16 protein-coding genes and 1 tRNA gene are annotated in these 25342 nt (G+C 57.8%); 15 read left to right on the forward strand and 2 right to left on the reverse strand.

What is annotated here, in order from left to right; genetic code table 11:
• Positions 1 to 19 precede the first annotated feature (19 nt).
• The 7 genes from J5278_RS24165 (at position 20) to serA (ending at position 12534) form a co-directional block, all read left to right on the forward strand.
• Positions 20 to 1330 (forward strand): AAA-associated domain-containing protein, encoded by a 1311-nt coding sequence (locus J5278_RS24165; RefSeq protein ID WP_209187902.1) that lies wholly within the window; start codon positions 20 to 22, stop codon positions 1328 to 1330.
• A gap of 228 nt (positions 1331 to 1558) precedes the next feature.
• The gene (katG, locus tag J5278_RS24170; RefSeq protein ID WP_219258671.1) at positions 1559 to 3748 is read left to right on the forward strand and encodes a catalase/peroxidase HPI; all 2190 of its coding nucleotides are present in this window, start codon (positions 1559 to 1561) and stop codon (positions 3746 to 3748) included.
• 1030 nt (positions 3749 to 4778) lie between these two features.
• Positions 4779 to 7406: a glucosidase gene (locus J5278_RS24175; RefSeq protein WP_219258672.1), complete on the forward strand. Its 2628-nt coding sequence runs from the start codon at positions 4779 to 4781 to the stop codon at positions 7404 to 7406.
• 231 nt (positions 7407 to 7637) lie between these two features.
• Positions 7638 to 8486, forward strand: coding sequence for an outer membrane protein (locus tag J5278_RS24180; protein ID WP_143123218.1), 849 nt, complete (start codon positions 7638 to 7640; stop codon positions 8484 to 8486).
• A 250-nt stretch (positions 8487 to 8736) separates the two neighbouring features.
• Positions 8737 to 9540 (forward strand): outer membrane protein, encoded by an 804-nt coding sequence (locus tag J5278_RS24185; protein ID WP_219258673.1) that lies wholly within the window; start codon positions 8737 to 8739, stop codon positions 9538 to 9540.
• A 136-nt stretch (positions 9541 to 9676) separates the two neighbouring features.
• A complete protein-coding gene (locus J5278_RS24190; protein ID WP_219258674.1) occupies positions 9677 to 10855 on the forward strand; it encodes a phosphoserine transaminase in 1179 nt (392 codons plus the stop codon).
• An 83-nt stretch (positions 10856 to 10938) separates the two neighbouring features.
• Positions 10939 to 12534, forward strand: coding sequence for a phosphoglycerate dehydrogenase (gene serA / locus J5278_RS24195; protein ID WP_209184625.1), 1596 nt, complete (start codon positions 10939 to 10941; stop codon positions 12532 to 12534).
• A gap of 67 nt (positions 12535 to 12601) precedes the next feature.
• Here serA and J5278_RS24200 read toward each other — a convergent pair whose 3' ends face one another.
• Positions 12602 to 13564, reverse strand: coding sequence for a glycosyltransferase (locus J5278_RS24200; protein WP_219258675.1), 963 nt, complete (start codon positions 13562 to 13564; stop codon positions 12602 to 12604).
• A 263-nt stretch (positions 13565 to 13827) separates the two neighbouring features.
• Here J5278_RS24200 and J5278_RS24205 point away from each other — a divergent pair, with 263 nt between their 5' ends.
• From J5278_RS24205 to J5278_RS24225, 5 genes are all read left to right on the forward strand, one after another.
• Positions 13828 to 14934, forward strand: coding sequence for a mechanosensitive ion channel family protein (locus J5278_RS24205; RefSeq protein ID WP_219258676.1), 1107 nt, complete (start codon positions 13828 to 13830; stop codon positions 14932 to 14934).
• A gap of 346 nt (positions 14935 to 15280) precedes the next feature.
• Positions 15281 to 15571 (forward strand): hypothetical protein, encoded by a 291-nt coding sequence (locus tag J5278_RS24210; RefSeq protein WP_317986990.1) that lies wholly within the window; start codon positions 15281 to 15283, stop codon positions 15569 to 15571.
• A 214-nt stretch (positions 15572 to 15785) separates the two neighbouring features.
• A complete protein-coding gene (gene mnmA, locus J5278_RS24215) occupies positions 15786 to 16985 on the forward strand; it encodes a tRNA 2-thiouridine(34) synthase MnmA (RefSeq protein ID WP_219258678.1) in 1200 nt (399 codons plus the stop codon).
• A 149-nt stretch (positions 16986 to 17134) separates the two neighbouring features.
• Positions 17135 to 17211 (forward strand) — tRNA-Met (locus tag J5278_RS24220).
• Positions 17212 to 17288: 77 nt separating this feature from the next.
• Positions 17289 to 17501, forward strand: coding sequence for a hypothetical protein (locus J5278_RS24225; RefSeq protein ID WP_219258680.1), 213 nt, complete (start codon positions 17289 to 17291; stop codon positions 17499 to 17501).
• A gap of 332 nt (positions 17502 to 17833) precedes the next feature.
• Here J5278_RS24225 and J5278_RS24230 read toward each other — a convergent pair whose 3' ends face one another.
• Complete coding sequence (locus tag J5278_RS24230; RefSeq protein ID WP_219258682.1) at positions 17834 to 18325, reverse strand: DapH/DapD/GlmU-related protein; 492 nt, start codon at positions 18323 to 18325, stop codon at positions 17834 to 17836.
• A 225-nt stretch (positions 18326 to 18550) separates the two neighbouring features.
• On the opposite strand from J5278_RS24230, the gene J5278_RS24235 reads away from it, so the two are divergent.
• The 3 genes from J5278_RS24235 (at position 18551) to J5278_RS24245 (ending at position 24728) form a co-directional block, all read left to right on the forward strand.
• Positions 18551 to 18871, forward strand: coding sequence for a hypothetical protein (locus J5278_RS24235; protein ID WP_219258684.1), 321 nt, complete (start codon positions 18551 to 18553; stop codon positions 18869 to 18871).
• Positions 18868 to 19290: a hypothetical protein gene (locus J5278_RS24240; protein ID WP_219258686.1), complete on the forward strand. Its 423-nt coding sequence runs from the start codon at positions 18868 to 18870 to the stop codon at positions 19288 to 19290. Before J5278_RS24235 ends, J5278_RS24240 begins: the two co-directional genes overlap by 4 nt.
• A 1634-nt stretch (positions 19291 to 20924) precedes the next feature.
• Complete coding sequence (locus tag J5278_RS24245) at positions 20925 to 24728, forward strand: family 16 glycosylhydrolase (RefSeq protein WP_219258687.1); 3804 nt, start codon at positions 20925 to 20927, stop codon at positions 24726 to 24728.
• Positions 24729 to 25342 lie beyond the last annotated feature (614 nt).

Raw genomic sequence — 25342 nt, forward strand, 5'->3', positions numbered from 1 at the left:
ATCGTAAGGGACAAATCCTATGCTCGACCAAACCGCCAAGGCGTCGCTGATCGATATCCGCAAGGTCTGCCGCTCGTTCCCCAAGGCCAACGGCAATGATGTCGTCGTTCTCGACAATGTCGACGTGACCATCTCCCAAGGCGAGATCGTCGGACTGCTCGGCCGCTCCGGCTCCGGCAAATCGACGCTGCTGCGCATCATCGCGGGGCTGCTTCCGCCCTCGTCCGGCGAGGCCACGTATCGCGGCAACCCGATCGCCGGGCCACCCATGGGTATCTCGATGGTGTTCCAGTCCTTTGCGCTCTTTCCCTGGCTGACCGTGCTGCAGAATGTCGAGCTTGGCCTCGAGGCGAAGGGTGTCGACCGGGCGGAACGGCGATCGCTGGCCTTGGCTGCCATCGACCTGATCGGCCTCGACGGCTTCGAGAATGCCTATCCGAAGGAGTTGTCCGGCGGCATGCGCCAGCGCGTCGGCTTTGCGCGGGCGCTTGTCGTCCATCCGGACCTTCTTTTGATGGACGAGCCGTTCTCCGCACTCGACGTCCTCACCGCCGAGACATTGCGCACGGACATGATCGATCTCTGGATCGAGGGCCGGCTGCCCATCAAGTCGGTGTTGATGGTGACCCACAATATCGAGGAGGCCGTCCTCATGTGCGACCGCATCCTGGTGTTCTCGTCGAACCCCGGCCGGGTCGCCCGCGAGGTCAAAATCGACCTGATGCACCCGAGGAACCGCCTCGATCCGGCGTTCCGACAGCTGGTCGACAGTATCTATGCGCTGATGACCCAGAGAGCCGAGCCGCGAGCAACCGAAATGGAGGGCATTCCGGGAACCGGGATGGGCATGGTGCTCGAACCGGTGTCGACCAATATCCTGTCCGGACTGATAGAGGCGCTGGCAGGGGCACCCTATCACGGGCGGGCAGACCTTCCCGTTCTTGCAGAAACCCTGCAGCTCGAGGCGGATGAGCTCTTTCATCTCGGCGAAGCCCTGCAACTCTTGCGCTTTGCCCACCTCAGCGAAGGCGACCTCGTGCTCACCGAAGCCGGAACCAAATTCGCCCACCTCGCCACCGACGCCCGCAAGAGGCTCTTCGCCGAACATCTGGTCACCTACGTGCCGCTGATGGGCCTCATCAGGCGCGTGCTCGACGAACGCACCACCCACACAGCCCCGGCCGCCCGTTTCCGAAACGAGCTTGAAGACTATATGACGGCCTCTCGCGCAGACGAAACCCTCAGGACCATCGTTTCATGGGCAAGGTATGCAGAGCTGTTTGCCTACGACGAACGCAATGAGATGTTCAGCCTTGAAGATCCGGAGTGAAAAAATGGCATTCCGCCAAGTGCGCAAGTGTGACATCGATCATAACCTCAGCCTATCGCGACGATCAATAAATCCAACTTAAATTTATCGCAGTGTTGCGCTAAGTTCCGCCCCGACAGACGGGAACAGCCTTTTGAAAATTTCGGGTTTCATGCGGAATTTTCATACGAGCCCAAACTGTTGAAATTCGATGCTCCAACGCGGGCGCATTTTTTCGAGGAGAAAATCATGGACCATGAACCAGCCAGCGCTCAGGGCGCCAAATGTCCCGTAGCGCATGCGCCGGCGCCGAAACCTCGCTCCAACCGCGATTGGTGGCCCAACCAGTTGGACGTCCAGATCCTTCACCACGGTGCCGGCCGCGCCGATCCTCTCGGCAAGGATTTCAACTACGCCGAAGAATTCAAGACACTCGATCTTGCCTCCGTGAAGGCCGATCTCCATGCATTGATGACGGACAGCCAGGATTGGTGGCCCGCTGATTTCGGCCACTATGGCGGTCTTTTCATCCGCTTGGCCTGGCACAGCGCCGGCACCTATCGTATCACCGATGGCCGCGGCGGCGCCGGCGCCGGCCAGCAGCGTTTCGCGCCTCTAAACAGCTGGCCGGACAACGTCAATCTCGACAAGGCCCGACGTCTGATTTGGCCGATCAAGCAGAAGTACGGCAACAAGCTTTCCTGGGCAGACCTCTATATTCTGACCGGAAACGTTGCGCTCGAATCCATGGGCTTCAAGACCTTTGGATTTGCAGGCGGTCGCGCCGATGTGTGGGAGCCTGAGGAACTGTTCTGGGGGCCGGAGGGCTCGTGGCTCGGCGACGAGCGCTACAGTGGAGAGCGGGAGCTGGCCGAGCCGCTGGGCGCGGTACAGATGGGTCTGATCTACGTCAATCCCGAAGGTCCGAACGGCAATCCCGATGCGCTTGCCTCCGCCCGTGACATCCGCGAAACCTTTGCCAGAATGGCAATGAATGACGAGGAAACCGTCGCACTGATCGCAGGTGGCCATACCTTTGGCAAAACCCACGGTGCAGGCGATCCTTCCTTCGTCGGCATCGACCCGGAAGGCGGCGAACTCGAGGCCCAGGGGCTTGGCTGGACCAGCAAGTTCAACACCGGCGTCGGTGCCGACGCGATCGGTAGCGGCCTCGAAGTCATCTGGACGCAGACGCCGACACAGTGGAGCAACCACTATTTCGAGAACCTGTTCGGTTTCGAATGGGAGCTGACCACAAGTCCGGCCGGTGCCAAGCAATGGGTCGCAAAGAACGCCGAAGCCTCAATCCCGGACCCGTTCGATCCGTCGAAAAAGCGTCTTCCAACCATGCTGACCAGCGATCTGGCGCTGCGTGTCGATCCTGCCTACGAGAAAATCTCCCGGCGCTTCCTGGAAAACCCCGCTGAGTTCGCCGATGCGTTTGCCCGGGCCTGGTTTAAGCTCACCCATCGTGACATGGGACCGAAGATCCGCTACCTCGGGCCGGAAGTTCCGGCGGAAGATCTGATCTGGCAGGACGTTATTCCAGCCGTGGACCACGTTTTGGTGGATGACGCAGACATCGCCAGCCTGAAGGCCAAGGTGCTTGCCTCTGGTCTTACTGTTCAGGAACTTGCATCGACCGCCTGGGCTTCCGCCTCGACATTCCGCGGCTCTGACAAGCGCGGCGGTGCCAACGGCGCCCGCATCCGGCTTGCGCCGCAAAAAGACTGGGAGGTGAACCAGCCGGCGCAGCTGGCGAAGGTTTTGGCAGTTTTGGAGGGCATCAAAGCCGACTTCGACAGGGCTCAGTCGGGTGGTAAAAAGATCTCTCTGGCGGATCTGATCGTCCTTGCAGGCTCTGCCGGTATCGAAAAGGCTGCCAAGGCAGGTGGTCACGATATCACGGTCCCCTTTACCCCCGGCCGCATGGACGCATCGCAGGAGCAGACGGATGCGGCCTCCTTCGCGGCGCTGCGACCACGCGCTGACGGCTTCCGCAATTATATCGCCGGCCGGCAATATATGAGGCCGGAAGAAGCACTGGTCGATCGTTCGCAACTGCTGACGCTGACCGCACCAGAGATGGCGCTTCTGGTTGGCGGGCTTCGGGTTCTCAAGGTGGGACAGCCGGAACATGGCGTGTTCACCGACAGACCGGAGACCTTGACCAACGACTTCTTCATCAACCTTCTCGACATGAACACGGTGTGGTCACCTGTCGAGGGTTCGGAAGGCGTATACGAAGGTCGGGACCGCAAGACGGGCGCACGGCGTTGGACGGGAACGCGTGTGGACCTGATTTTCGGTTCTCATTCGCAGCTCCGGGCGATTTGCGAAGTCTATGCGCAGTCCGATTCCGCCGAAAAATTCCTGCGGGACTTCGTCGCCGCCTGGACGCGGGTCATGAACGCAGACCGTTTCGATCTCAAGAAATAATAGCTGCGTATTCGTCTACCACGAAGGGGAAGGGCCACCGAAGCCTTTCCCCTTTGCGCTTTATGATGCGGTCGAGAGACACTTTGAACTGCCCGCGTCACATCATTTTGTTCCAGCATGACCTGCTCGGTCCGAAATCCGCACAGCGTTTTAGAAACAACATCACCGCGTCATCGCGAACACCGTCGCTGATGCAGTTGTTCGCCGGCCGGCCACCTTCCCTTGTCGGACCGACACACCGCAGGGGACCGCTCCCGCAGACCCGTTGCAAGGCAGTGCAGCGCATTCCCAAGAACGCGGCATCCTCGGGGAAGGGAACCGTTTGTTCATAACGGGATCGAACCCTAATTTGCCCTGAACAGAGAACCCCAGGCCGATAGACAGTTCCCAAGACGAGCACAGCTATGCGCACTTGTCACACCCGCCGCCGAAATGCTGCCAACGACGCTTCACACACTGCAAGATCGGCTTTACCTGCTTGAGATTGCAGAGAGGCGTGACACACGGCGTGACAGTGCTCATTCACTCCCATTAAGCTGTGGAGAACGCCTTGCTGGTGGCACGCTATTTGTTAATATGCGAACATTCGTATGAGACATCCCATATAGAGCCTCCCATGCACCAGCGCCGGCTTGAAAAATTCTACCAGGCCAATCCAAGGGGTCTGAAGTCGGCTGCGGGCGAAGCGTCGGCTTCCGTGACCGGTACGGGCTGCCAGGACCCGGGTTTTGTCGGTGGATTGGATTCCCATCTGACCGGTGAACAGGAGCGGCGGTTGCCGGTCTCACCAGGCAGTTCCCAGTAGGCAAATCCCTGACCGGCATGTTTATCGGACAGTCCCGAGCGGACCGGATTTTTTCATGATCGGTCTTCGGTGGCGCATGATTGCCGACATTGCGCCGTGTGTTGAAGAACGGCTCACCCACTCATGCTCGCTTGACGTATCCCACAGAGGGCTTACGGATCTGATCCGGCCTTGATGCAAACCAACGACCCCAGTGCGGCTCGTTTCCTGTGCGGTGTGTAAGTGATGACGACTGTCGATAATGCGGTGCTGGCCACGGCTGAAGGCCAACGACTGCAGGAGATCAAGCGCGGTGTTGCCTGGCGGCGATGGGGCCCATATGTGTCCGAGCGTCAGTGGGGAACGGTTCGCGAAGACTACAGCGCCGACGGCGATGCCTGGAATTTCTTTCCGTTCGATCACGCCCGAAGCCGCGCCTACCGCTGGGGGGAGGACGGGCTTGCGGGCTTCTGCGACGAGAGCATGCGCTGGTGTCTGGGGCTGGCACTCTGGAACGGCAAGGACTCGATCCTCAAGGAGAGGCTGTTCGGGCTTGCAAACGCCGAAGGCAACCACGGCGAGGACGTCAAGGAAGTCTATCACTACGTCGACGCGACGCCGACCCATTCCTACCAGAAGATGATCTATCGCTATCCACAGGCGGCTTTCCCCTACGGACAACTCCGCTCCGAGAACGCCAAACGAACGCGGCTCGATCCGGAGTTCGAAATTGCCGATACCGGAATCTTTGCCGAGGGGCGTTATTTCGACGTGAGCATCGAATACGCGAAGGCGGGGCCAGACGACATCCTGATGCATATCGTCGTGGAAAATGCGTCGGATGAGGCTGCTGTGCTTCATCTGCTGCCACAGCTCTGGGCGCGCAACACCTGGTCCTGGTCGGACGATCCAAAGCGTCCGCGGCTGGAGGCGCAGGCGAATGGCGACGTGCTTGCCACCCGGACGGCTAAGAAGACGTGGCGCCTCAGCGTCGACCAGCCCTGCGAACTGTTGTTCTGCGAAAACGACACCAATTCGCCGTTCCTTTTCGGCTCTGAGGCCGGCGGGCGTTTCAAGGATGGGATCAACGATTTCGTCGTCTCCGGTGTTCAATCGGCCGTCGATCGGCAGAGCGGCAGCAAGGTCGCGGCACGACAGATCTTCGAGGTGCCGGCAAAGGGCAGGGTCTCCATGCGCCTTCGCTGGCGGGAAGACGGGCTTTCACCCGAGCCCTTCGGCGATTTTGACGCAATCGTCGAACTCCGGCGGCAGGAGGCGGATGCCTTCTACGACGCGGTGCAAAAGGATATTGCCCCGCAATCTGCCCGGGCGGTGCACCGCCAGGCCATTGCCGGACTGCTGTGGTCGAAGCAGTTTTATTTTCTCGATGTTCCCTGCTGGCTCGACGGCGATCCCAATCTTCCGCCGCCGCCCGCAGAGCGTCGCAAGGCGCGCAACGCTGACTGGCGCCATCTTAACAATGCCGACATCATCCTGATGCCGGATGCCTGGGAATATCCCTGGTATGCCGCCTGGGATCTGGCTTTCCATTGTCTGCCCATGGCGCTGGTCGATCCGGATTTTGCCAAGCAGCAGCTGTTGCTGCTCACCCGCGACTGGTTCATGCATCCGTCCGGGCAGTTGCCGGCCTACGAGTGGAATTTCTCCGACGTCAATCCGCCGGTGCAGGCCTGGGCGGCCCTACAGGTCTATGAAATCGACCGCAAGCTGACTGGCATCGACGATATCTCGTTCCTCGAGCGCATCATGCACAAGCTGATGCTCAATTTTACCTGGTGGGTAAACCGCAAGGACTCGGACGGCCGCAACCTCTTTCAAGGCGGTTTCCTCGGGCTCGACAACATCAGCCCGTTCAACCGCTCGGAGGCTCTGCCTGACAATATGGTCCTCGATCAGGCCGACGGCACCGCCTGGATGGCGATGTACGCGCTCAACCTGATGAAGATCGCCATCGAGCTGGCGTTGAGCGATCCTGTCTATGAGGACATGGCGAGCAAGTACTTCGAGCATTTCCTGCTGATCGCCGGCGCCGTTGCGGATATTGGCGAAACCGGCGAGGGGCTGTGGAACGAGGAGGACGGCTTCTTCTATGACATGCTGCGCCACACGGACGGATCCTCTGTCCCGATCCGCATCCAGTCGCTGGTCGGCCTCATTCCGATCTTTGCCGTCGAAGTGCTGGACAACGATATTTTCGACAAGCTGCCGTCCTTTGCTGCCCGCTCGCGCTGGCTGCTGCAAAACAGGCCGAAACTTGCCTCCCTTGTCTCGCGCTGGACAGAGCACGGCGAGGGGGAGAGCCACCTTCTGTCGTTGCTGCGCGGTCATCGCTTGAAGGGGCTGCTCAGGCACATGCTCGATGAAAAAGAGTTTCTTTCCGATTTCGGCGTTCGATCCCTGTCGAAAATCTATGGGTCCAACCCTTACCGTTTCCAGGCAAAAGGCATTTCCATCGAGGTGCCCTATACGCCGGGGGAGGCGGAGAGCGGTCTTTTCGGTGGCAATTCTAATTGGAGGGGCCCGGTATGGATGCCGGTCAATTTCCTCTTCATCGACGCGCTGCGTAAATTTCATAGCTATTTCGGGCCGGACTTCCTGGTGGAATGCCCAACCGGGTCAGGCGTTTTCATGAGCCTGGACGGGGTCGCCGACGAGCTGAGCAAGCGCCTTGCCCGATTGTTCGTACCCCAAGGGGAGAGCGGCGCTACACCCGTTGGCGACTCTATCCTGGGCTATCAGTTATTTTACGAATACTTCCATGGCGATACGGGCCGGGGGCTGGGCGCCTCACACCAGACCGGATGGACGGCGCTGATTGCCAACCTCATCTCCACGACCGGGCAAGCCCGATGAAAATAGCCGACGAACGACCGTTCGTCGTTCGTCGGCAAAAGGTGAGAAGATATTCTCGACAATCGAAAAAGTTTTAAATTTCCGGTGACAGGCGTCCGCTTCACTCAGCTTGGTAGCCGGGCAACAGGGCTTTTAATCGGCCCTTAACCATTTAATTGCATGATCCGCTTCATGAACTCCGTTTTGGTATGCGCAAACACGCCAACGGCTAGACAAATTTGGGAGCCGAACATGATGAAAAGCTTGATTGGGGCTATTGCCTTGGCCCTGGCTGCGACGACGGCATTCTCTGCCGATCTCTATCAGCCGGAACAGGCCCCGCCGCCAGAAGTTGCCGTTGCGCAATCGAGCGGCTGGTATTTGCGCGGCGATGTCGGCTACGCCTTCAGCGACCTGCGCGGAGCCAACTATTTCCAGGGCTCGAACAGCAACATGCAGGACTTCGATTCTGCCAAACTCGATGACAGCTTCACGCTCGGTGGTGGCGTCGGCTACCAGATCAACGATTACCTGCGCACAGACGCGACGGTCGACTACCTGTTCAAGTCGGACTTCAAGGGCTCGACAAAGGGCGATTGCGGCGGTTGCGGACCGGATTTCTCGGCCGTTGCCGCGACGTCACGTGACCGCTCCTCTCTGACTGCCGTGAGCTTGCTTGCCAACGCCTATGTCGACATCGGCCACTACGGCGCCTTCACGCCTTACGTCGGCGGCGGTCTCGGTGGCACCTATATCAAGTGGGACAAGCTCCACAACACGTCTTGCTCGGATGCCGATTCGTCCTCTTGCGACGAAACCGTAACCCATAACGGCCGTGGTAGCTGGCGCTTCACCTACGCGCTGATGGCCGGTACCGCGATCGACCTGACCTGCAATCTGAAGGCCGACGTCGGCTATCGCTTCCGCCACATCGAAGGCGGCGACATGTTCGGCTTTGCCGAAAATGGTGGTCCCGGTTACGACAAGGGTCTGAACCTGCACGAAGCCCGCATCGGTGCGCGCTACAACTTCGGTGGCTGCCAGACGGCCAGCTACATGCCTCCGGCCGAAATCCCGGTCGCCCCGGCTGTCTACAAGTAAACAACTATCTTGATCGTCGAACGCAAAAGCCGCCCGGTCGCTCCGGGCGGCTTTTGCGTTGTCGGCGCGGGCGACCATCCACTGATACCAATCGGCAACAGGCTTGTCTTCGCGACGACGAAGCAAGGCCGATTAAACCTTCATTAACCACGAATTCCCTATGGTTAATGAAATCAAAACGATTGGCAGATTCGCCTTGGCGCGCGTCTGGCTGGAATGCGGGCCTTGTGCCCGGTGGGGAGTGCTTGCGATGATCCGCTTCGATGCTTTGGCAGCGGCCGTGGTGATGACTGTAGCGGCGGCGGGTGCCGCCTTTGGCGGTGATATGCCCCCCGAGATCACAGTGCCCGAGGTCAGCGTCAAGGAGGCGCAAGGGTTTTACGGCCGTGTCGATCTCGGCTATGCGGTGCAAACCAGCCTGCACGGTGCCCGGCTGCGCAGCTATGACGCCAGCAGCGACGGTTACGACAGCGAGCGTTTCGACAAGACCCGCTTTGGCGGCAACGATGTCACCGGTGGCCTTGGCGTCGGTTATCAGTTCAACGATCTCGTTCGTGCCGATGTCACGGGCGACCTGTTCCGCGGCGATTTCAGCGGCAGGTTTTCGACGGCTTCACCTTGCGCGGATGGGGCAGGGGGAACCGGATGTACCGGCAAGACTTCCGCATCCTTCAAGGCGGGCAGCCTGCTCGCCAATGCCTATGTCGATCTCGGAACGGTTGCCGGTTTCACCCCCTATGTCGGGGGAGGCGTCGGTGCGACCCGGGTAATCTGGGGCGATGTCCGAACGACGAGCGCCTGTGTCGGCTGCTCCAGCGAGGTCGCTTCGAGCGCGCGAAGCTCCGGCGATGCCGACTGGCGCTTCACCTATGCATTGATGGCAGGCCTTGCCTATCAGCTCTCACCAAACGTCAAGCTCGATCTCGGCTACCGCTACAGCCATGTGGCGGGAGGCGACATGTTCGGCTCTTCCGCCGCCAATACGGCCGCCGGTGCCACTGGCGCCATGGCCCGCCAGGAAATCCGCGTCGGATTGCGCGTCACCACCTGGTAGTCTTTATCAGGTCGCTGCCGCGACAAAAGATCCTCTCGTCACGACACCCATCTTGACTTCCGCCGTGTCCCCCTTTACCCACAACGGCGGGCCACCCTTCCCCAACGAAGGGCTTTCTATCTGAGAGGATAGCCTCATGACAGAGACCGCAAAGCCGGACGTTCGTCCGCATAATACTCATTTTTCTTCTGGCCCATGCTCGAAGCGCCCCGGTTGGTCGCTCGATGCCCTTTCAGATGCGGCCCTTGGCCGTTCGCATCGCGCGAAGGTCGGAAAGACCAAGCTCAAGCAAGCCATAGACCTTACCCGTGAAATCCTGAATGTACCGACCGATTATCGTATCGGCATCGTGCCCGCCTCCGACACCGGCGCCGTCGAAATGGCGATGTGGTCGCTGCTCGGCGAGCGCGGCGTTGATATGGTGGCCTGGGAAAGCTTTGGCGCCGGCTGGGTTACGGACGTCGTCAAGCAGCTGAAGCTGAAGGACGCGCGCAAGATTGAGGCCGACTACGGTGAGCTGCCGGACTTGTCGAGCATCGATTTCGACCGTGACGTCGTCTTTACCTGGAACGGCACCACCTCTGGCGTCCGCGTGCCGAACGCCGACTTCATTCCGGCCGACCGCAAGGGCCTGACGATCTGCGACGCCACCTCGGCCGCCTTCGCGCAGGACCTCGATTTTGCCAAGCTCGACGTGACCACCTTCTCCTGGCAGAAGGTTCTGGGCGGTGAGGGGGCCCATGGGGTTATCATCCTCTCGCCTCGTGCCGTCGAGCGGCTGACGACGTACGTCCCTGCTTGGCCATTGCCGAAGATCTTCCGCATGACTTCGGGCGGCAAGCTGATCGAAGGCATTTTCACCGGTGAGACCATCAACACGCCGTCGATGCTCTGCGTCGAGGATTACATCGATGCGCTGCTCTGGGCGAAATCTCTCGGAGGCCTCAAGGCGCTCATCGGCCGGGCCGATGCCAACGCCAAGGTCATTGCCGACTTCGTCGCTGCCAACGACTGGATCGCCAATCTCGCGGTAAAGCCGGAAACAGCGTCCAACACGTCCGTCTGCCTGCGTATCGTCGACGCGGACGTCTCGGTGCTTGACGAGGATGGACAAGCCGCTTTCGCAAAAGGCCTTGTCGCTCTCCTCGAAAAGGAAGCTGTGGCATTCGACGTCGGCCATTACCGCGATGCGCCGTCCGGTCTGCGCATCTGGGCCGGTGCGACGATCGAGACATCGGATATGCAGGCGCTGATGCCCTGGCTCGCCTGGGCTTTCCAGACGCAGAAGGCTACGCTTTCCAAGGCCGCCGCCTGACCGAGCGATTCAGGCTCCGCCGAGAGGGCGGAGCCACAGCATTCCATTCACTTCATCGCTGAACCCATTCTCAGGAGGCCATCATGGCACCTCGCGTTCTCGTATCCGACGAACTGTCGGAAACTGCCGTCCAAATTTTCCGCGACCGTGGCGTCGAAGTCGATTTCCAGCCGCAGCTGGGCAAGGACAAGGACAAGTTGGCCGAAATCATCGGCAATTATGACGGTCTCGCGATCCGCTCCGCAACCAAGGCGACGGAAAAGCTGATCGCTGCTGCCACCAATCTCAAGGTCATCGGCCGCGCCGGTATCGGCGTCGACAATGTCGATATCCCGGCAGCATCGCGCCGCGGTATCATTGTCATGAACACGCCGTTCGGCAATTCGATCACGACTGCCGAACACGCCATTGCGTTGATGTTTGCCGTTGCTCGCCAATTGCCGCAGGCCGATGCGTCGACGCAGGCCGGCAAGTGGGAAAAGTCTAAGTTCATGGGTGTCGAAATCACCGGCAAGACGCTCGGCGTCATCGGTGCCGGAAACATCGGCTCTATCGTCATTTCGCGCGCCCTCGGGCTTAAGATGCACGTCATCGCCTACGATCCCTTCCTGTCCAAGGAACGGGCCGAGGAAATGGGTGTCACCAAGGTCGAGCTCGAGGAGCTTCTTGCCCAGGCTGACTTCATCACGCTGCATGTCCCGATGACCGACAAGACGCGCGGCATCCTCAACAAGGAAGCGCTTGCAAAGACGAAGCCAGGTGTTCGCATCATCAACTGCGCGCGCGGCGGGCTGGTCGATGAGGCAGCCCTTGCCGAAGCCATAAAGTCCGGCCATGTCGCCGGTGCGGCCTTCGACGTCTTCGAGGTCGAGCCTGCCAAGGAAAGCCCGTTGTTCGGTCTGCCGAACGTCGTCTGCACGCCGCATCTGGGCGCTGCCACCACAGAGGCGCAGGAAAATGTCGCCCTGCAGGTCGCCGAGCAGATGTCGGACTACCTGATGAAGGGCGCCGTTTCCAACGCCATCAACATGCCGTCCATCACTGCCGAGGAAGCACCACTGCTGAAGCCGTTCATCCGTCTTGCCGACGTGCTTGGCGCTTTTGTCGGCCAGGTGACGGACGAGCCGATCAAGGAAATCGAGATCCTCTACGATGGCGTCACGGCCAACATGAACACCAAGGCGCTGACATCGGCGCTGCTGGCCGGCCTGATCCGTACGCAGGTGTCGGACGTGAACATGGTCTCGGCCCCGATCATGATCAAGGAAAAGGGCATCGTGCTGTCCGAGGTCAAGCGCGACAAGACCGGCGTCTATGACGGCTACATCAAGCTGACTGTCAAAACCGACGGCATGACCCGCTCGGTTGCAGGCACCGTGTTCTCGGATGGCAAGCCGCGGTTCATCCAGATCAAAAACATCAATCTGGACGCGGATGTCGGACAGCACATGGTCTACATCACGAACACCGACGTTCCCGGCATGATCGGCTTCATCGGGACGACGCTCGGGCAGGCCGATGTCAATATCGCCAACTTCCAGCTCGGCCGCGACAGCCAGGGCGGAGACGCCATTGCGCTGCTCTACGTCGATGGTGCGATCAGCGACGATGTGTTGGCAAAGCTGACGGCCAATCCTGCCATCCGCCAGGCGCGGCCTCTGGTCTTCAACGTCGACTGATCTATCGTCAACTCAATTCAAAGCCGGCGCGAGCGATCGCGTCGGCTTTACGCGTTTTCAGTAGTATTCAAAGAATCCGACCGACAGACAGGTAGATGAGGCGTTTGATCTCTCGGCGGGCGCGGGTGGTCATGTCGAGGATGAGGGCGGTGAAGATGCTGAGAAACCCGAGCAGCACCATACCGAGACTGAGGATTGCCGTTGGCAGGCGTGGAACCAGTCCGGTCTCGAAAAAGGTCATCAGGACAGGCACCATCAGCACGGTTGCAATGGTAAAGAACAGCAGGCCGAACAGGCCGAAGAACATCAGCGGCCGCTCTTCCTTGATGAGCTTGACGATCATCAACATGATACGCGCACCGTCACGCACCGTGTTCAGCTTGCTCACCGAACCTTCCGGCCGTTCGCTGTAGGGTGTCGGCAATTCTGCGCAAGGCATGCGCAGTTCCAGCGCATGTACTGCAAGCTCGGTCTCCGTCTCGAAGCCGCTGGACATGGCTGGAAACGATTTGACGAACCGGCGCGACAGGACCTTGTAGCCGGACAGCATATCTGAAAATTGCGGTCCGAAGATCCAGCGGACGATCCCGGACAGAAGCCTGTTGCCGAACTGGTGACCGGGCCGATAGGCGCCGCTCAGTGTCGAGACGCGCGAGCCGTTGACGAAATCAAGCTCGTCTGAAATCAGCGCGTCAATCAGCATCGGTGCGAACAGGGCCGAATAGGTGCCGTCACCATCGGCAAGCACATAGATGTCGGCATCGATATCTGCAAACATGCGTCGAATGACATTGCCTTTGCCCTGCCGCTTTTCCACCCGGACGACGGCGCCGGCAGCACGGGCGATGGCGCCGGTGCCGTCGGATGAATTGTTGTCGTAGACATAGACGGCGGCGCCCGGCAGTGACATCTGGAAATCGGCCACTACCTTGGCGATCGTCACGGCCTCGTTGTAGCAGGGAAGAAGCACGGCAATTCGCTTCTTGCCGAAGGCCGCTGACGAGGGTTTGAATTCGGTGACTTCCAGCATTCGGCAGCTCCAGGACACAGAGGCTTTCCGTGCCAAAATTTACGAGCAGCACGGGGCCTACAGTTCTAAGGGCGTGTCTTTAAGATTTGGTGCTGATGAGGGTAGCCGCGCCACTATTCCCGAACCGCCGAACGGGGATGGTTTATGAAATCTGAACGTGACTGAGGTGATATCTGCAAGCAACCGCTGTCTGCAGGTTGGCTCGGAATGCAAATTTTGCAGCGCACCCTTTTCTATGTCGCACTGCACACTATTTTGGGGGCATGAAGGAATTTCTGGCAAAAGTTGACGATCAATTGAACTGGCTGCCCGGCTGGGTCGTCGGCTTCGTGCTGATCATTGCGGCGATCCTGTTTGGCCTCGTGGTCCACAAGCTGCTTTTCAACATGCTCACGAGGCTAGTCGCCACCTGGGATCTGTTCTGGCGATCGCTGATCTCGCGCACGGAACGCCCAGCGCGTTTTGCCATCGTCGTCGCTGCGTTGGCTTTCGCGGTCTCGGTTGCCCCGCTGACCGAGGTGCAGGCATCTTTGTTGCGGCACGTCCTGCTCATTTGCTTCATCGCGCAGGTGGCCTGGATGAGCAAGTCGGCCCTGCACATCTGGATGATCGTCTACCTCCGGCGCTTCAAGCTCGATGCGGAGGACAATCTGCTTGCCCGCAAGCATGTGACGCAATCGAAGATCATGCAGCGCATCGGCGACCTCATGATCGTCATCGTGGCGATCGCCGCAGCGCTGATGACATTTGAGCCGGTGCGTCAATATGGCGTCAGCTTGCTTGCCTCGGCCGGTGTCGCCGGCATCGTCCTCGGTCTTGCCCTCCAGCCGGTCCTGAAGAACCTGTTTGCCGGCATACAGCTTGCGATCACCCAGCCGATCCGCATCGACGACGCGCTGCTTGTCGAGGGCGAATGGGGCAATGTCGAGGAGATTACCTCGACCTATGTCGTGGTCAAGCTTTGGGACTGGCGCCGGATGATCCTGCCGCTCAGCTATTTCATGGAGAAGCCGTTCCAGAACTGGACACGCGAAAGCTCGTCGCTGATCGGCACTGTCATGATCTATCTCGACTACAGCGTGCCGGTGGCGGCGTTGCGCGCGAAGGTCGAGGCGATAGCGGCGGAATCTGCCTTGTGGGATCGGCGCGTGGTCAATGTCGCCGTCACGGATTTTCGCGAGACTGTGCTCGAAGTCCGCATTCTCGTGTCCGCATCGAGCGCCGGCCGGACATTCGATCTTCGTTGCGAGGTCCGTGAAAAACTGATCGAGTTCATTCAGTCGGAGTACCCGAAGGCACTGCCGCAGTTGCGCATGGACATGCGCGACCTGGTGCCGCGCGAGCCGAACCAGTCGAGCCCTGCGGCGTAGGCCGCCGTTGTGGACGGATGCGATTTCTAGGTCTCCGGTCGATGCTCGCGGTGGATCCAGGCGGTAGTCTTCAATAAAACACACAGTCGACTGCGTCGCTCAAGGCTGCAGTTCGAACTATTCACGGTAACGCTACGACAAAATCGAATTGAGGGCGTTGCGTTTTGTCGCCCGACGCCTCTATTCCGTCGTCTTTTCGGTGCCGTTCGTTTGACATCTTTTGGGTATTGGATGGTCTTATATGAGGGCAGCGTTGCGTCGGTTAGCATCCAGCATGCTTGTTCATCTCCTGCTTGCGTCCGCCGCCATGGGCAGTTGGGCTTTTTATGCAAATCGCAGATATCCGATGCCGCAGCCTTTGTCGGCCGGGCTCGTGCAGGGAATGCTGTCTGCGCTGCTTATGGTGCTTCAGAAGTCGGCCATCGACGTGCTGGCAAGGCGCTTTCCTGGCAGTGCAGCGCTTTGGGCCCCACCGCTGATTACCGGCCTGGGTTCTGCAGCCGTTCTCATCCTGGTGCATCGTCTTGGCGGGACGCCGCGGATCGCACAGACCATTACCCTGCCGCTGATCGTCTCGACGAGCTATGCGACAATCTATACCTTTTGCATCGTTCGCGCGCGCGGCGAGACGCAGTGAGAACGACAAAACGCTCTATCAGCCGGCCGCCGATCGGGCGGCTACCTGCGTTTCCGCTCCGGGCCTTGCGTGCCAAGCCAATTCTTTCTATATCGTTTGCCAGAAACCGCAGGTTTCCGGAGCCTCTTTTGGTCCGGCAAGCCAGATGTTGCCGCTCTGCGGGCATGGCGCGGAACGTCACCAGAACGCGCGACAAGGGAACGGCAGGCAGACCGTGAATTCACTCGATTTCGACAAGCGTCCGGAAGATACCCGCATCGTCGTTGCCATGTCCGGCGGCGTCGACAGCTCTGTGGTAGCCGGAATCCTGAAGCGCCAGGGCTACGATGTCCTCGGCATCACGCTGCAGCTCTACGACCATGGTGCCGCCGTGCATCGTGCCGGTTCCTGCTGTGCCGGACAGGACGTAGACGATGCGCGCCGGGTTTGCGAGACGATCGGCATTCCCCATTACGTGCTCGACTACGAGCAGCGCTTTCGAGACACCGTGATCAATCCATTCATGGAAAGCTATGTGGCCGGCGAGACGCCGATCCCTTGCGTCTCCTGCAACCAGACGGTTAAGTTTGCCGATCTGCTGGCAACAGCGAGGGAGCTCGGCGCCGACGCGCTGGCCACTGGCCATTACATCCGCTCGCGTGCGAACCCCTCTGCCGACAATCCCGGGCGCCGGGCGCTCTACCGGCCTGCCGACGCCGATCGCGACCAGAGCTATTTTTTGTTTGCGACAACGCAGGAGCAGATCGATTACCTGCGATTTCCGCTCGGCGGCCTGCCGAAGGCCGATACCCGGGCTCTGGCCGAGGAGATGGGGCTTGTCGTTGCCAAGAAGGCCGACAGCCAGGACATCTGCTTTGTGCCGCAGGGCAAGTATTCTGACATCATCACGAAGCTGAAGCCGAATGCGGCGCTCGCCGGCGAGATCGTCCATCTCGACGGACGCGTGCTGGGCAACCACGAGGGCATTCTGCACTACACGATCGGCCAGCGGCGCGGTATCGGCGTTGCCACTGGCGAACCGCTCTTCGTGGTTTACCTTGACGCCCGCTCGCGCCGCGTCATCGTTGGCCCCAGAGAAGCATTGGAGACGCACCGCGTTCACCTGCGCGATGTCAACTGGCTCGGCGACGAGGCGCTGGAAGTGGCCGCTGCGGGCGAGGGGTTTGCCTGCTATGCCAAGGTTCGCTCCACCCGCCAGCCGACGCCAGCCGTGCTGCACGTCAACGCGTCTGGCATCTATGTTGATCTTACGATCAGCGAGGCGGGCGTTGCCCCTGGACAGGCCTGCGCCCTCTATTCCGCACCCGGCGACAACGCCCGCGTCTATGGCGGCGGCTTTATCGAACGATCCGAACGGGAGCCATCGGCCGAGGCGTCACTCGCAGCCCTGTTGCGCCCGGCCTTCGCCGCCTGAGCCTTGCCAAGAGCCCGGAAAATCACTTGTCACTCAACGCGTCGATTTTTGTCTCCGCCGCGCTTGACACTAAGGTGAAGGCGGTTTTATAAGCCGCTCAACCAAACGGACCTTTCGGCTCGAATTCTAGAGTGTCGCAAAGGTCTTACGGCGGGGTAGCTCAGGTGGTTAGAGCAGCGGAATCATAATCCGCGTGTCGGGGGTTCGAGTCCCTCTCCCGCTACCACTAAAACAGACGACAGTATCTTCGCCGGCCAAGTTCGTCAGGTTGACTTTGATCTCGAAGAAATAGTTCTCGCCTGGTTGGCGTGGCGCCAAGATGACCTTCGATACTACCTGCCTGAACCTCATGAGAACGTCAGGGCTGGCCTGTCCGTTCTTGCTGGACAGAGTTTCGGCAAGGCACTCTATATCCCTTTGGAAATTCTCTATCGCCTTTGGCCGGATTGCAATGACGTCGTGGCGAGGCGGCTCGTCCTGAAGCTCGCGCTTGCACCGATCGCGTTCGGCTCGTAGGCCTGGCAGCACAGCAGCGGCATCATCGTCCTCTATCAGCCCCTTGGAAAGCTTCAGCGGCTCACAGCCGCTTTGAAGCTGACGAGTCGGGCTCTGCAGTCTTTAGGCACGTAAAAGCAAAGACGTCGTTGCAGGTTGTCGAGCAAATTTGGACGGAGCAATTCGTGGAAGATCGTTGCTCAGAAATGTCCAAAGTGTCGGGAGGGATAAGGACTATCCGAGACGATATGGTTCCGTTCAAACCATCAATGGATTTTAGCGATCCACGTAACTCGATGTACCTTGCGGTCATTTTTTAGAACGCCGTCGACACCTCCCGCCCTAACTACGCATTATGCCGGAATTACTCGAACGGGTCTTGCTGGAACGCCTGCCAGTATCGTGTTGGGTTCACAGCTTCGATTGACAACAGATCCTGCGCCGACAACCGATCCAGCGCCAATCGAGACTCCGGGAAAAATTACGGCGTTCGCACCAATCCAACAACCTGTGCCGATCACGATGTCCTTGCTGACAGCTTTACCGGCTCGGCGACTTGGTGGGCCGATTTCATGGGTTGTGGTTAGGAATTTGACCCCAGCCGCAACCATGCTGCCGCCACCAATATCCACTCGACCAGAACCATCAAATGTAATGTGAGTGCTAAGGAAAACCTGATCACCAAGGCGAAGGAGCTTCGGATCTTTTATTGAGCTTCCACCGAGGATGGTTACGTCCTTGCCCATCGAGACTCCAGAGATCCGAAGTAGTGCGACCCTGACTTTTGATGGGAAACCCATAAAACTGGCTATGACGTTAGCGGTGATCTTGCCGAATGCAGACATTTACGCTCCTTCTGTTTGCAAATGCAAAGGTCACGACATTTCAGAGGTAGTCAATCTCCGTCTCTCCTTATCACCCCGCCCTAAACACATGTGGGGGCGCCACCACCACAACATTTCCCCTCGCCACCTCTCATTGATGGCGGGGTTTTCTCGTTCTGGGAACACCTCAGGGCTTATCCGAATTCGTGCATACTCCGAAGGGACAGCAATGGGCCAATGTCACCCATGAACAGAGACCCGGCAATTCCAACCAAGCTGCCAGACCTCAGCGTCGAAATGCGGAAATTCTTGGCTGGAGTGAGAGACGACGAGATCCCCAATCTCCGCATTGTCGTGGAGTTGCGGGAAGACGAGATCAAGCGGTTCGTCTTTCTGACCACCCAATTCACGATCGAGGATCTTCAGACCATGTCTGACAGTCTCGAAAACCTCCGGACCATCAAGCGGTTTGGAAAGTTTGGCGCCTGGTTTGCCGGATTTGTTGCGGCAGGAGCTGCAGCCGCTGCTATTGTCAAGGGCTGGCTATGGACTGGGGGTCCGAAATGAACCAGACGCTCCGAAGAATATTCGCGGGCACCACGCTGGCTCTCGGCTTTGTCGGCAGCTACTCGATTGTCTCCATGGCCTTCGATAGACAGCCGCCCATCCTCTATGAGGAAGCCAAGGCGCTGTCATCGTCAGTGCCACAGGGAGGCTCGCTGGACGTCGAGTTCAAGGTTTTCCGAACTCGCATATGCCCGGTGGTCGCAAAGCGACGGCTGATTGATTCCCAAGGCAGTAAGCACAGCATCCCGTCCTACACCGTGGGGATGCAGATGTTGGCCGGCCGCGAGACGTACATGAGGTCGATCGTCATTCCCAATAATGCCTCAATCGGCCCCGCGCTCTATGAGGTCGATCTAGATTTTATCTGCAACGCCATTCATCAGATGGGTTTCCCGATCAGGGTAGTTTCTCCCCGGTGACGTTCAATATCACTCAGGGGGATGGTTGACCCTCGCCTGCCCAAAATACACCAGAGCCCCGGTTCACCTTCATTGGTGGGCCGGGGCTCCTTTTTGCGTTTGTGGGCTATTTCTGAACGGATGGGCTAATTTGGGGGGAAGACGACCCGTTGGAGTTATCAGCAGATCGGGTGGGCTGCTCCGCTTGATAGCGCCGAACTGCTTGAACAAGCTCGACTTGCCACGTTCCTAGGCTGATCTCGTCTTGTTCGCCTGTCGTCTGTTGTGACCACAACGGTCTCCCGCTACCACACATCAAAAATGGCTCCAACGCAATAAGTGCATGGATTTCGATAAGCGTTTTTGCTTGTCGCCCTTGTAGTGCGTCGCTGCTTTGTGTCAGATAAAGTGCCGCTACAACCTTACCCAATCTATCAGCATGGCATCAAGGTTTTCATATTCGGCTAATATCGTGGCTGGAAACTCGACATCGTGGACCCTGATCTGCCCGTCAGATTGATACAATACTCCCATCGAGATCCCGAAGTAGGTTTCACGGCGCTTGCTCCACGGTGATTGCTTGACATAAAGCCGATTTGCAGAGGTTGTGAAGTGCTTGCGCTCCGCTGCCAAACGTTCCTCGGTGGGTCTTTGTCGGCTATGCATAACAACGCTTCGATTCAGAGGAGCGCAATGCCATGAATAGAACGCAGCCCGAGATGTAACAGCCACGCCAGTTCATAAATAATGTTAGACATTTCATCAACATTACCTGTATCTACATGATGAGCAAACCCATATCAACAACGCGGGACGCTTTTGTCGTCCATTGGCGCCTGCGTATTATGACAATTTTTATTTGTAGTATCACCGCTTTAATTGCACTCTCTACTGTTGGCGCAATTCTGTTTTATATAATATATTTCCGGGATCAGCTTTGATGGAGCTCTTGACTGGTTGAAATTCAGGAGGAAGAGGTGAACCGGCCCGCTCGTGGCTATCGCGGCGCCTGCGGAACAAGGGTTTCCCACCTGTCATAGCGATGGTGTAACAGGCTCCGGCTGCGAAAATCACGCCGGTGCATTCTTGGCGACGTCACTCCCGACAGGCGAAGCTAGAAGTCTGCATGGTTGCTAATCTTGTCGTTTGTCGCCCGGCTCAGACCAGTCGATCATGAGAATAGTGCTTGGACACCTTTGACAGAACCGGCCGACAGCAAGCTAGTTTCGAGGGTGGATTGGTTGAAGCACGGCAGCGTGTCTTCCACGCATTGGTCGAAAATGATTGATCACTCGACCGATCCAAGCGTGAGGGGAGGGAGCTGGAGCGCATCCACGTCTTCTTCCGACGAGCTCTGCTCGTCGTCGATATGATCGACGATCTCTCTATTGTTGCTTGAGCTTCACTATAATCTGAACGGAAAGTTCGGTGAAATAGTAATAATTAACAAAATATATTTTTTTGATGTTTGAGAAGCCATATATACATCGTTATTATTGTATTAAGGAAAATTTAAAACGTTTGGTAATGAAATTTTCAATGACGGGGATGTTGGGACAGGTTTGCTATTTCGTAATTACATTTAAATTTGAAATATCGTGATTCACCTTTTCAAAAGAGCTGCTTGTTACCATCTGGGAAAAGGGGAATAGGTCATGGCAGCAAGTAACTCCGGCGTTAAGCAGTGGGCGACATATTCTGGGCAGACCTTGATCGGTACTGGGTTCGCCGACACGCTGGGCGGTATCAATGGCGCAGTGACTCTGGTTGGGGGCAGCGGGAATGACACTTACTATTCCTATTCGGCGCTTAACGCCATCCAGGAGGAGCTAGGGGGCGGCGATGATCTCGTTATCACCTCCAAAAACTACATACTGGGCGCCAATCTCGAAAACCTGCAGCTGACGGGCGACAATACCTATGGAATTGGCAATGCGCTCGCCAATGTAATTTCGGGCGGCGCTGGACATCAGCAGCTTTACGGAGCAGGAGGCAATGACGTCCTGACCGGTGGCGCCGGTAGTGATACTTTCATTGTTCGTATCGGCGGAGGTTCGGACACCATCACCGATTTCGAAGCTGGTGCTATAGGCACTGACGTCATTCAGCTCGGCAGTTACGGTTTCACCAGTTTTCAGAGCCTTTCGTCGCATATGTCGCAGGTCGGCAACAATGTTGTCATCCAGCTGAACGCGGGTGAAACATTGACACTTAACAACCACAAGCTTGCCGATTTTGCTGCCAGCGATTTTCAATACGCGCTCGATACCACCAAGCTGACCCAGACCTTTGGCGACGAATTCAACAGTGTCAGCCTCCAGTCGGCCGGTGGTACCTGGCGAACGTCTTTCTACGATGGTGCGTCCGGACGCCTTCATGGCGACGAATCCCAAGTTTACATGGACAAGGATTATCTCGGCCTTGGCGTTAATCCGTTCTCGACGACGAACGGGGTGTTGACCATTCACGCCGAAACCGCAAGCGCTGCCGTGAGACAGGCCACGGGCGAAGATTACACATCCGGCATGCTGTCGTCGCGCGGTACCTTCTCGCAAACCTACGGTTATTTCGAAATACGTGCAGAAATGCCTTCGGAAACAGGAACCTGGCCGGCGTTCTGGCTTTTGCCTGCCAACGGTAGCTGGCCACCGGAGCTGGATGTCTTTGAAACGCTTGGCAAAGACACCTCCTCGGCTATCTTGACAGCACATTCGAATGCCGACGGTACTCATACAATGGCGGGCATTTCCTCATGGGTTGGCGATGTGTCCGCCGGGATGCACACCTATGGGGTTTTGTGGACCAAGACGGATCTCGTGTGGTACATTGACGGCGAGGAGGTTTTCCGCACGGCGACACCTGCTGACATGAATCAGCCGATGTACATGGTGACTAATTTGGCAATCGGCGGCGCCTGGGGTGGCGACACGGATACCAATTTCACCGGTGCCGACATGCAGATTGACTACATCCATGCCTATCAATTGCAAGATCAGACAGGTATTCCGAATGTCGTTACCTCAGATACCTTTTCCCTGACGCTGGATGCTGTCGCAAATTCACTGGTGCTGACCGGAAATTTGAACCTTAACGGAACCGGCAACTCGCTGAATAATATCCTGACCGGCAATACGGGAAACAACGTCCTCGACGGCGGTCTCGGTGCGGACAGGATGATCGGGGGCGCAGGCAACGACACGTACTACGTCGATAATGCAGGTGATACGATCACCGAATGGTCGACCGGTGGCATCGACAGTGTCTATTCGTCGATCGATTTGAAACTTGCCGACAACGTCGAAAATCTCACCCTAACTGGGACCAGTAATCTCAACGCTACCGGCAACTGGCTGAACAACGTTCTGACTGGCAATGCTGGAAACAATGTCTTGGACGGCAGCCTTGGTGCCGACACCATGATCGGAGGCGCCGGCAACGACACCTATTACGTCGACAACGCCGGCGATGCGATCACCGAGTGGTCGGCAGGCGGTATCGACAGTGTCTACGCGTCTGTTTCTCATACTTTGGAAAACAATGTTGAGAACCTGACGTTGACAGGGCTTGCCAACATCAATGCGACCGGGAACTGGCTGAGCAACACCCTAATCGGCAATGCGGGCAACAACACCCTTGATGGCGGGTCTGGTGCTGACACTCTGATTGGCGGCAGCGGTAGTGATGCCTACTATGTTGACAATTCGGGCGATATTGTCACGGAACTGGCTGGCGGCGGGACGGACACTGTCTACTCGTCGATAAGTTACGCGCTCGGGGCCAATGTGGAAAACCTGACGCTCACGGCAGTTTGGAACACCAACGGAACCGGCAACGAACTCAATAATATCCTGACCGGCAATACGGGGAATAACGTCCTGGACGGCGGTCTCGGTGCAGACAGGATGATCGGGGGCGCAGGCAACGACACGTACTACGTCGATAATGCAGGTGATACGATCACCGAATGGTCGACCGGTGGCATCGACAGTGTCTATTCGTCGATCGATTTGAAACTTGCCGACAACGTCGAAAATCTCACCCTAACTGGGACCAGTAATCTCAACGCTACCGGCAACTGGCTGAACAACGTTCTGACTGGCAATGCTGGAAACAATGTCTTGGACGGCAGCCTTGGTGCCGACACCATGATCGGAGGCGCCGGCAACGACACCTATTACGTCGACAACGCCGGCGATGCGATCACCGAGTGGTCGGCAGGCGGTATCGACAGTGTCTACGCGTCTGTTTCTCATACTTTGGAAAACAATGTTGAGAACCTGACGTTGACAGGGCTTGCCAACATCAATGCGACCGGGAACTGGCTGAGCAACACCCTAATCGGCAATGCGGGCAACAACACCCTTGATGGCGGGTCTGGTGCTGACACTCTGATTGGCGGCAGCGGTAGTGATGCCTACTATGTTGACAATTCGGGCGATATTGTCACGGAACTGGCTGGCGGCGGGACGGACACTGTCTACTCGTCGATAAGTTACGCGCTCGGGGCCAATGTGGAAAACCTGACGCTCACGGCAGTTTGGAACACCAACGGAACCGGCAACGAACTCAATAATATCCTGACCGGCAATACGGGGAATAACGTCCTGGACGGCGGTCTCGGTGCAGACAGGATGATCGGGGGCGCAGGCAACGACACGTACTACGTCGATAATGCAGGGGATGTGGTCACTGAACTAGCCGGTGGTGGCAATGATACTGTCTATTCCTCGAGGGCCTACACGCTAGGCGATGACGTCGAGAATCTGACGCTGACGGGCACCGGTAATTTGACGGCGACCGGCAATACCCTCGCCAATATCCTTACCGGCAACGATGGCGACAACATTTTGAATGGGGGTGCTGGCGGCGACACGATGATCGGAGGTGCCGGGAACGACACCTACTACGTCGACAATGCTGCCGATACGATCACCGAGTGGTCGACGGGCGGTATCGACACCATCTATGCGTCTGTTTCGCACACCTTGGAAAACAATGTGGAGAACCTGACGTTAACGGGGGTCGGCGCCATCAATGCAATCGGTAACGGTATCAACAATCTATTGACCGGCAATGCGGGAAACAATGAATTGTCTGGCGGCGGCGGTCGAGACGTCTTGGTCGGTGGACTGGGCGCTGACGTCCTGACGGGCGGCGCAGGAAACGATACCTTCAAATATAATTCCGCGTTAGAGTCGACTGCCAACAACCGTGACACAATTACTGATTTTTCCAGGGGCGATATCATCGACTTCTCGAGCATCACCGACCAAAAACTATCTTTCATCTATACTAATGACTTCTCGGGGACGGCGGGGGAGGTTCAGGTGACGGCCAGCGGTACCGGTTCAATGGTCAGTATCGATATCAACGGCGACCACACTGCCGACACACAGATTTATCTTTCGAACATCAGCGTAACATCACTTCACGCTGATGGCTCTGACTTCCTCCTCTAGTAGACGGCGCAAAAAATTTGAAATCAGCTCGTGTGATTTCCTAGGATTTGATCGAGAGGCAAAGGCTAGATCGTTTCTCCGTCGCAAAATATGCGAATGAAGGGTCGTTGCACCCCAAATCTGGCAGACAGGACTGTTGCCGCGGACAACAGCGTGCCCTTGGTATTCTGCTATAGCCATGTGCGCAAGCGGTTGCACGAACTCGCCGCTGCCGGCCCCGCGCCGGTTGACAGCGGGGCGCTCAGCGGTATCACCGAACTCCTGACGAACAGGATGCTATCCGGGACAAGCCCCGCGAAGAACGCCGCAATGTGCGTAAGGCGAAGAGCCGTCCGTCGCCGAGGGGCTTGAATCATGGTCGACCGAGCAATTCGGTCTTGTCGGCCAGGAGACCAAGCTCGCGGAAACCATCCGCTAACTTTGCTCAAAGTCGCATGCTGGCGCAACAGGGGATCCCGTGTGAAATGTTCTTCACGGATCGATCCACTCGCTGTTTTGAACGGTCAGTCATTGCCGCTTGAAAGAGCAGTGCATTAATCATCATTCTAACGAGAATGCGATGTTTATCATTTCTTCAGCCCGCATCGTAATAATGCAAATTACCAAAATATATA

It is taken from the genome of Rhizobium sp. B21/90 (assembly GCF_019355815.1).
Lineage (GTDB): Bacteria > Pseudomonadota > Alphaproteobacteria > Rhizobiales > Rhizobiaceae > Rhizobium > Rhizobium rhododendri.

What these genes read in the sequence shown, in the direction of transcription:
- J5278_RS24165 (WP_209187902.1), top strand. Translation starts at nt 20, where the DNA reads ATGCTCGACCAAACCGCCAAGGCGTCGCTGATCGATATCCGCAAGGTC.
- katG (WP_219258671.1), top strand. Translation starts at nt 1,559, where the DNA reads ATGGACCATGAACCAGCCAGCGCTCAGGGCGCCAAATGTCCCGTAGCG.
- J5278_RS24175 (WP_219258672.1), top strand. Translation starts at nt 4,779, where the DNA reads ATGACGACTGTCGATAATGCGGTGCTGGCCACGGCTGAAGGCCAACGA.
- J5278_RS24180 (WP_143123218.1), top strand. Translation starts at nt 7,638, where the DNA reads ATGATGAAAAGCTTGATTGGGGCTATTGCCTTGGCCCTGGCTGCGACG.
- J5278_RS24185 (WP_219258673.1), top strand. Translation starts at nt 8,737, where the DNA reads ATGATCCGCTTCGATGCTTTGGCAGCGGCCGTGGTGATGACTGTAGCG.
- J5278_RS24190 (WP_219258674.1), top strand. Translation starts at nt 9,677, where the DNA reads ATGACAGAGACCGCAAAGCCGGACGTTCGTCCGCATAATACTCATTTT.
- serA (WP_209184625.1), top strand. Translation starts at nt 10,939, where the DNA reads ATGGCACCTCGCGTTCTCGTATCCGACGAACTGTCGGAAACTGCCGTC.
- J5278_RS24200 (WP_219258675.1), bottom strand. Translation starts at nt 13,564, where the DNA reads ATGCTGGAAGTCACCGAATTCAAACCCTCGTCAGCGGCCTTCGGCAAG.
- J5278_RS24205 (WP_219258676.1), top strand. Translation starts at nt 13,828, where the DNA reads ATGAAGGAATTTCTGGCAAAAGTTGACGATCAATTGAACTGGCTGCCC.
- J5278_RS24210 (WP_317986990.1), top strand. Translation starts at nt 15,281, where the DNA reads ATGCCGCAGCCTTTGTCGGCCGGGCTCGTGCAGGGAATGCTGTCTGCG.
- J5278_RS24230 (WP_219258682.1), bottom strand. Translation starts at nt 18,325, where the DNA reads ATGTCTGCATTCGGCAAGATCACCGCTAACGTCATAGCCAGTTTTATG.
- J5278_RS24235 (WP_219258684.1), top strand. Translation starts at nt 18,551, where the DNA reads ATGAACAGAGACCCGGCAATTCCAACCAAGCTGCCAGACCTCAGCGTC.
- J5278_RS24240 (WP_219258686.1), top strand. Translation starts at nt 18,868, where the DNA reads ATGAACCAGACGCTCCGAAGAATATTCGCGGGCACCACGCTGGCTCTC.
- J5278_RS24245 (WP_219258687.1), top strand. Translation starts at nt 20,925, where the DNA reads ATGGCAGCAAGTAACTCCGGCGTTAAGCAGTGGGCGACATATTCTGGG.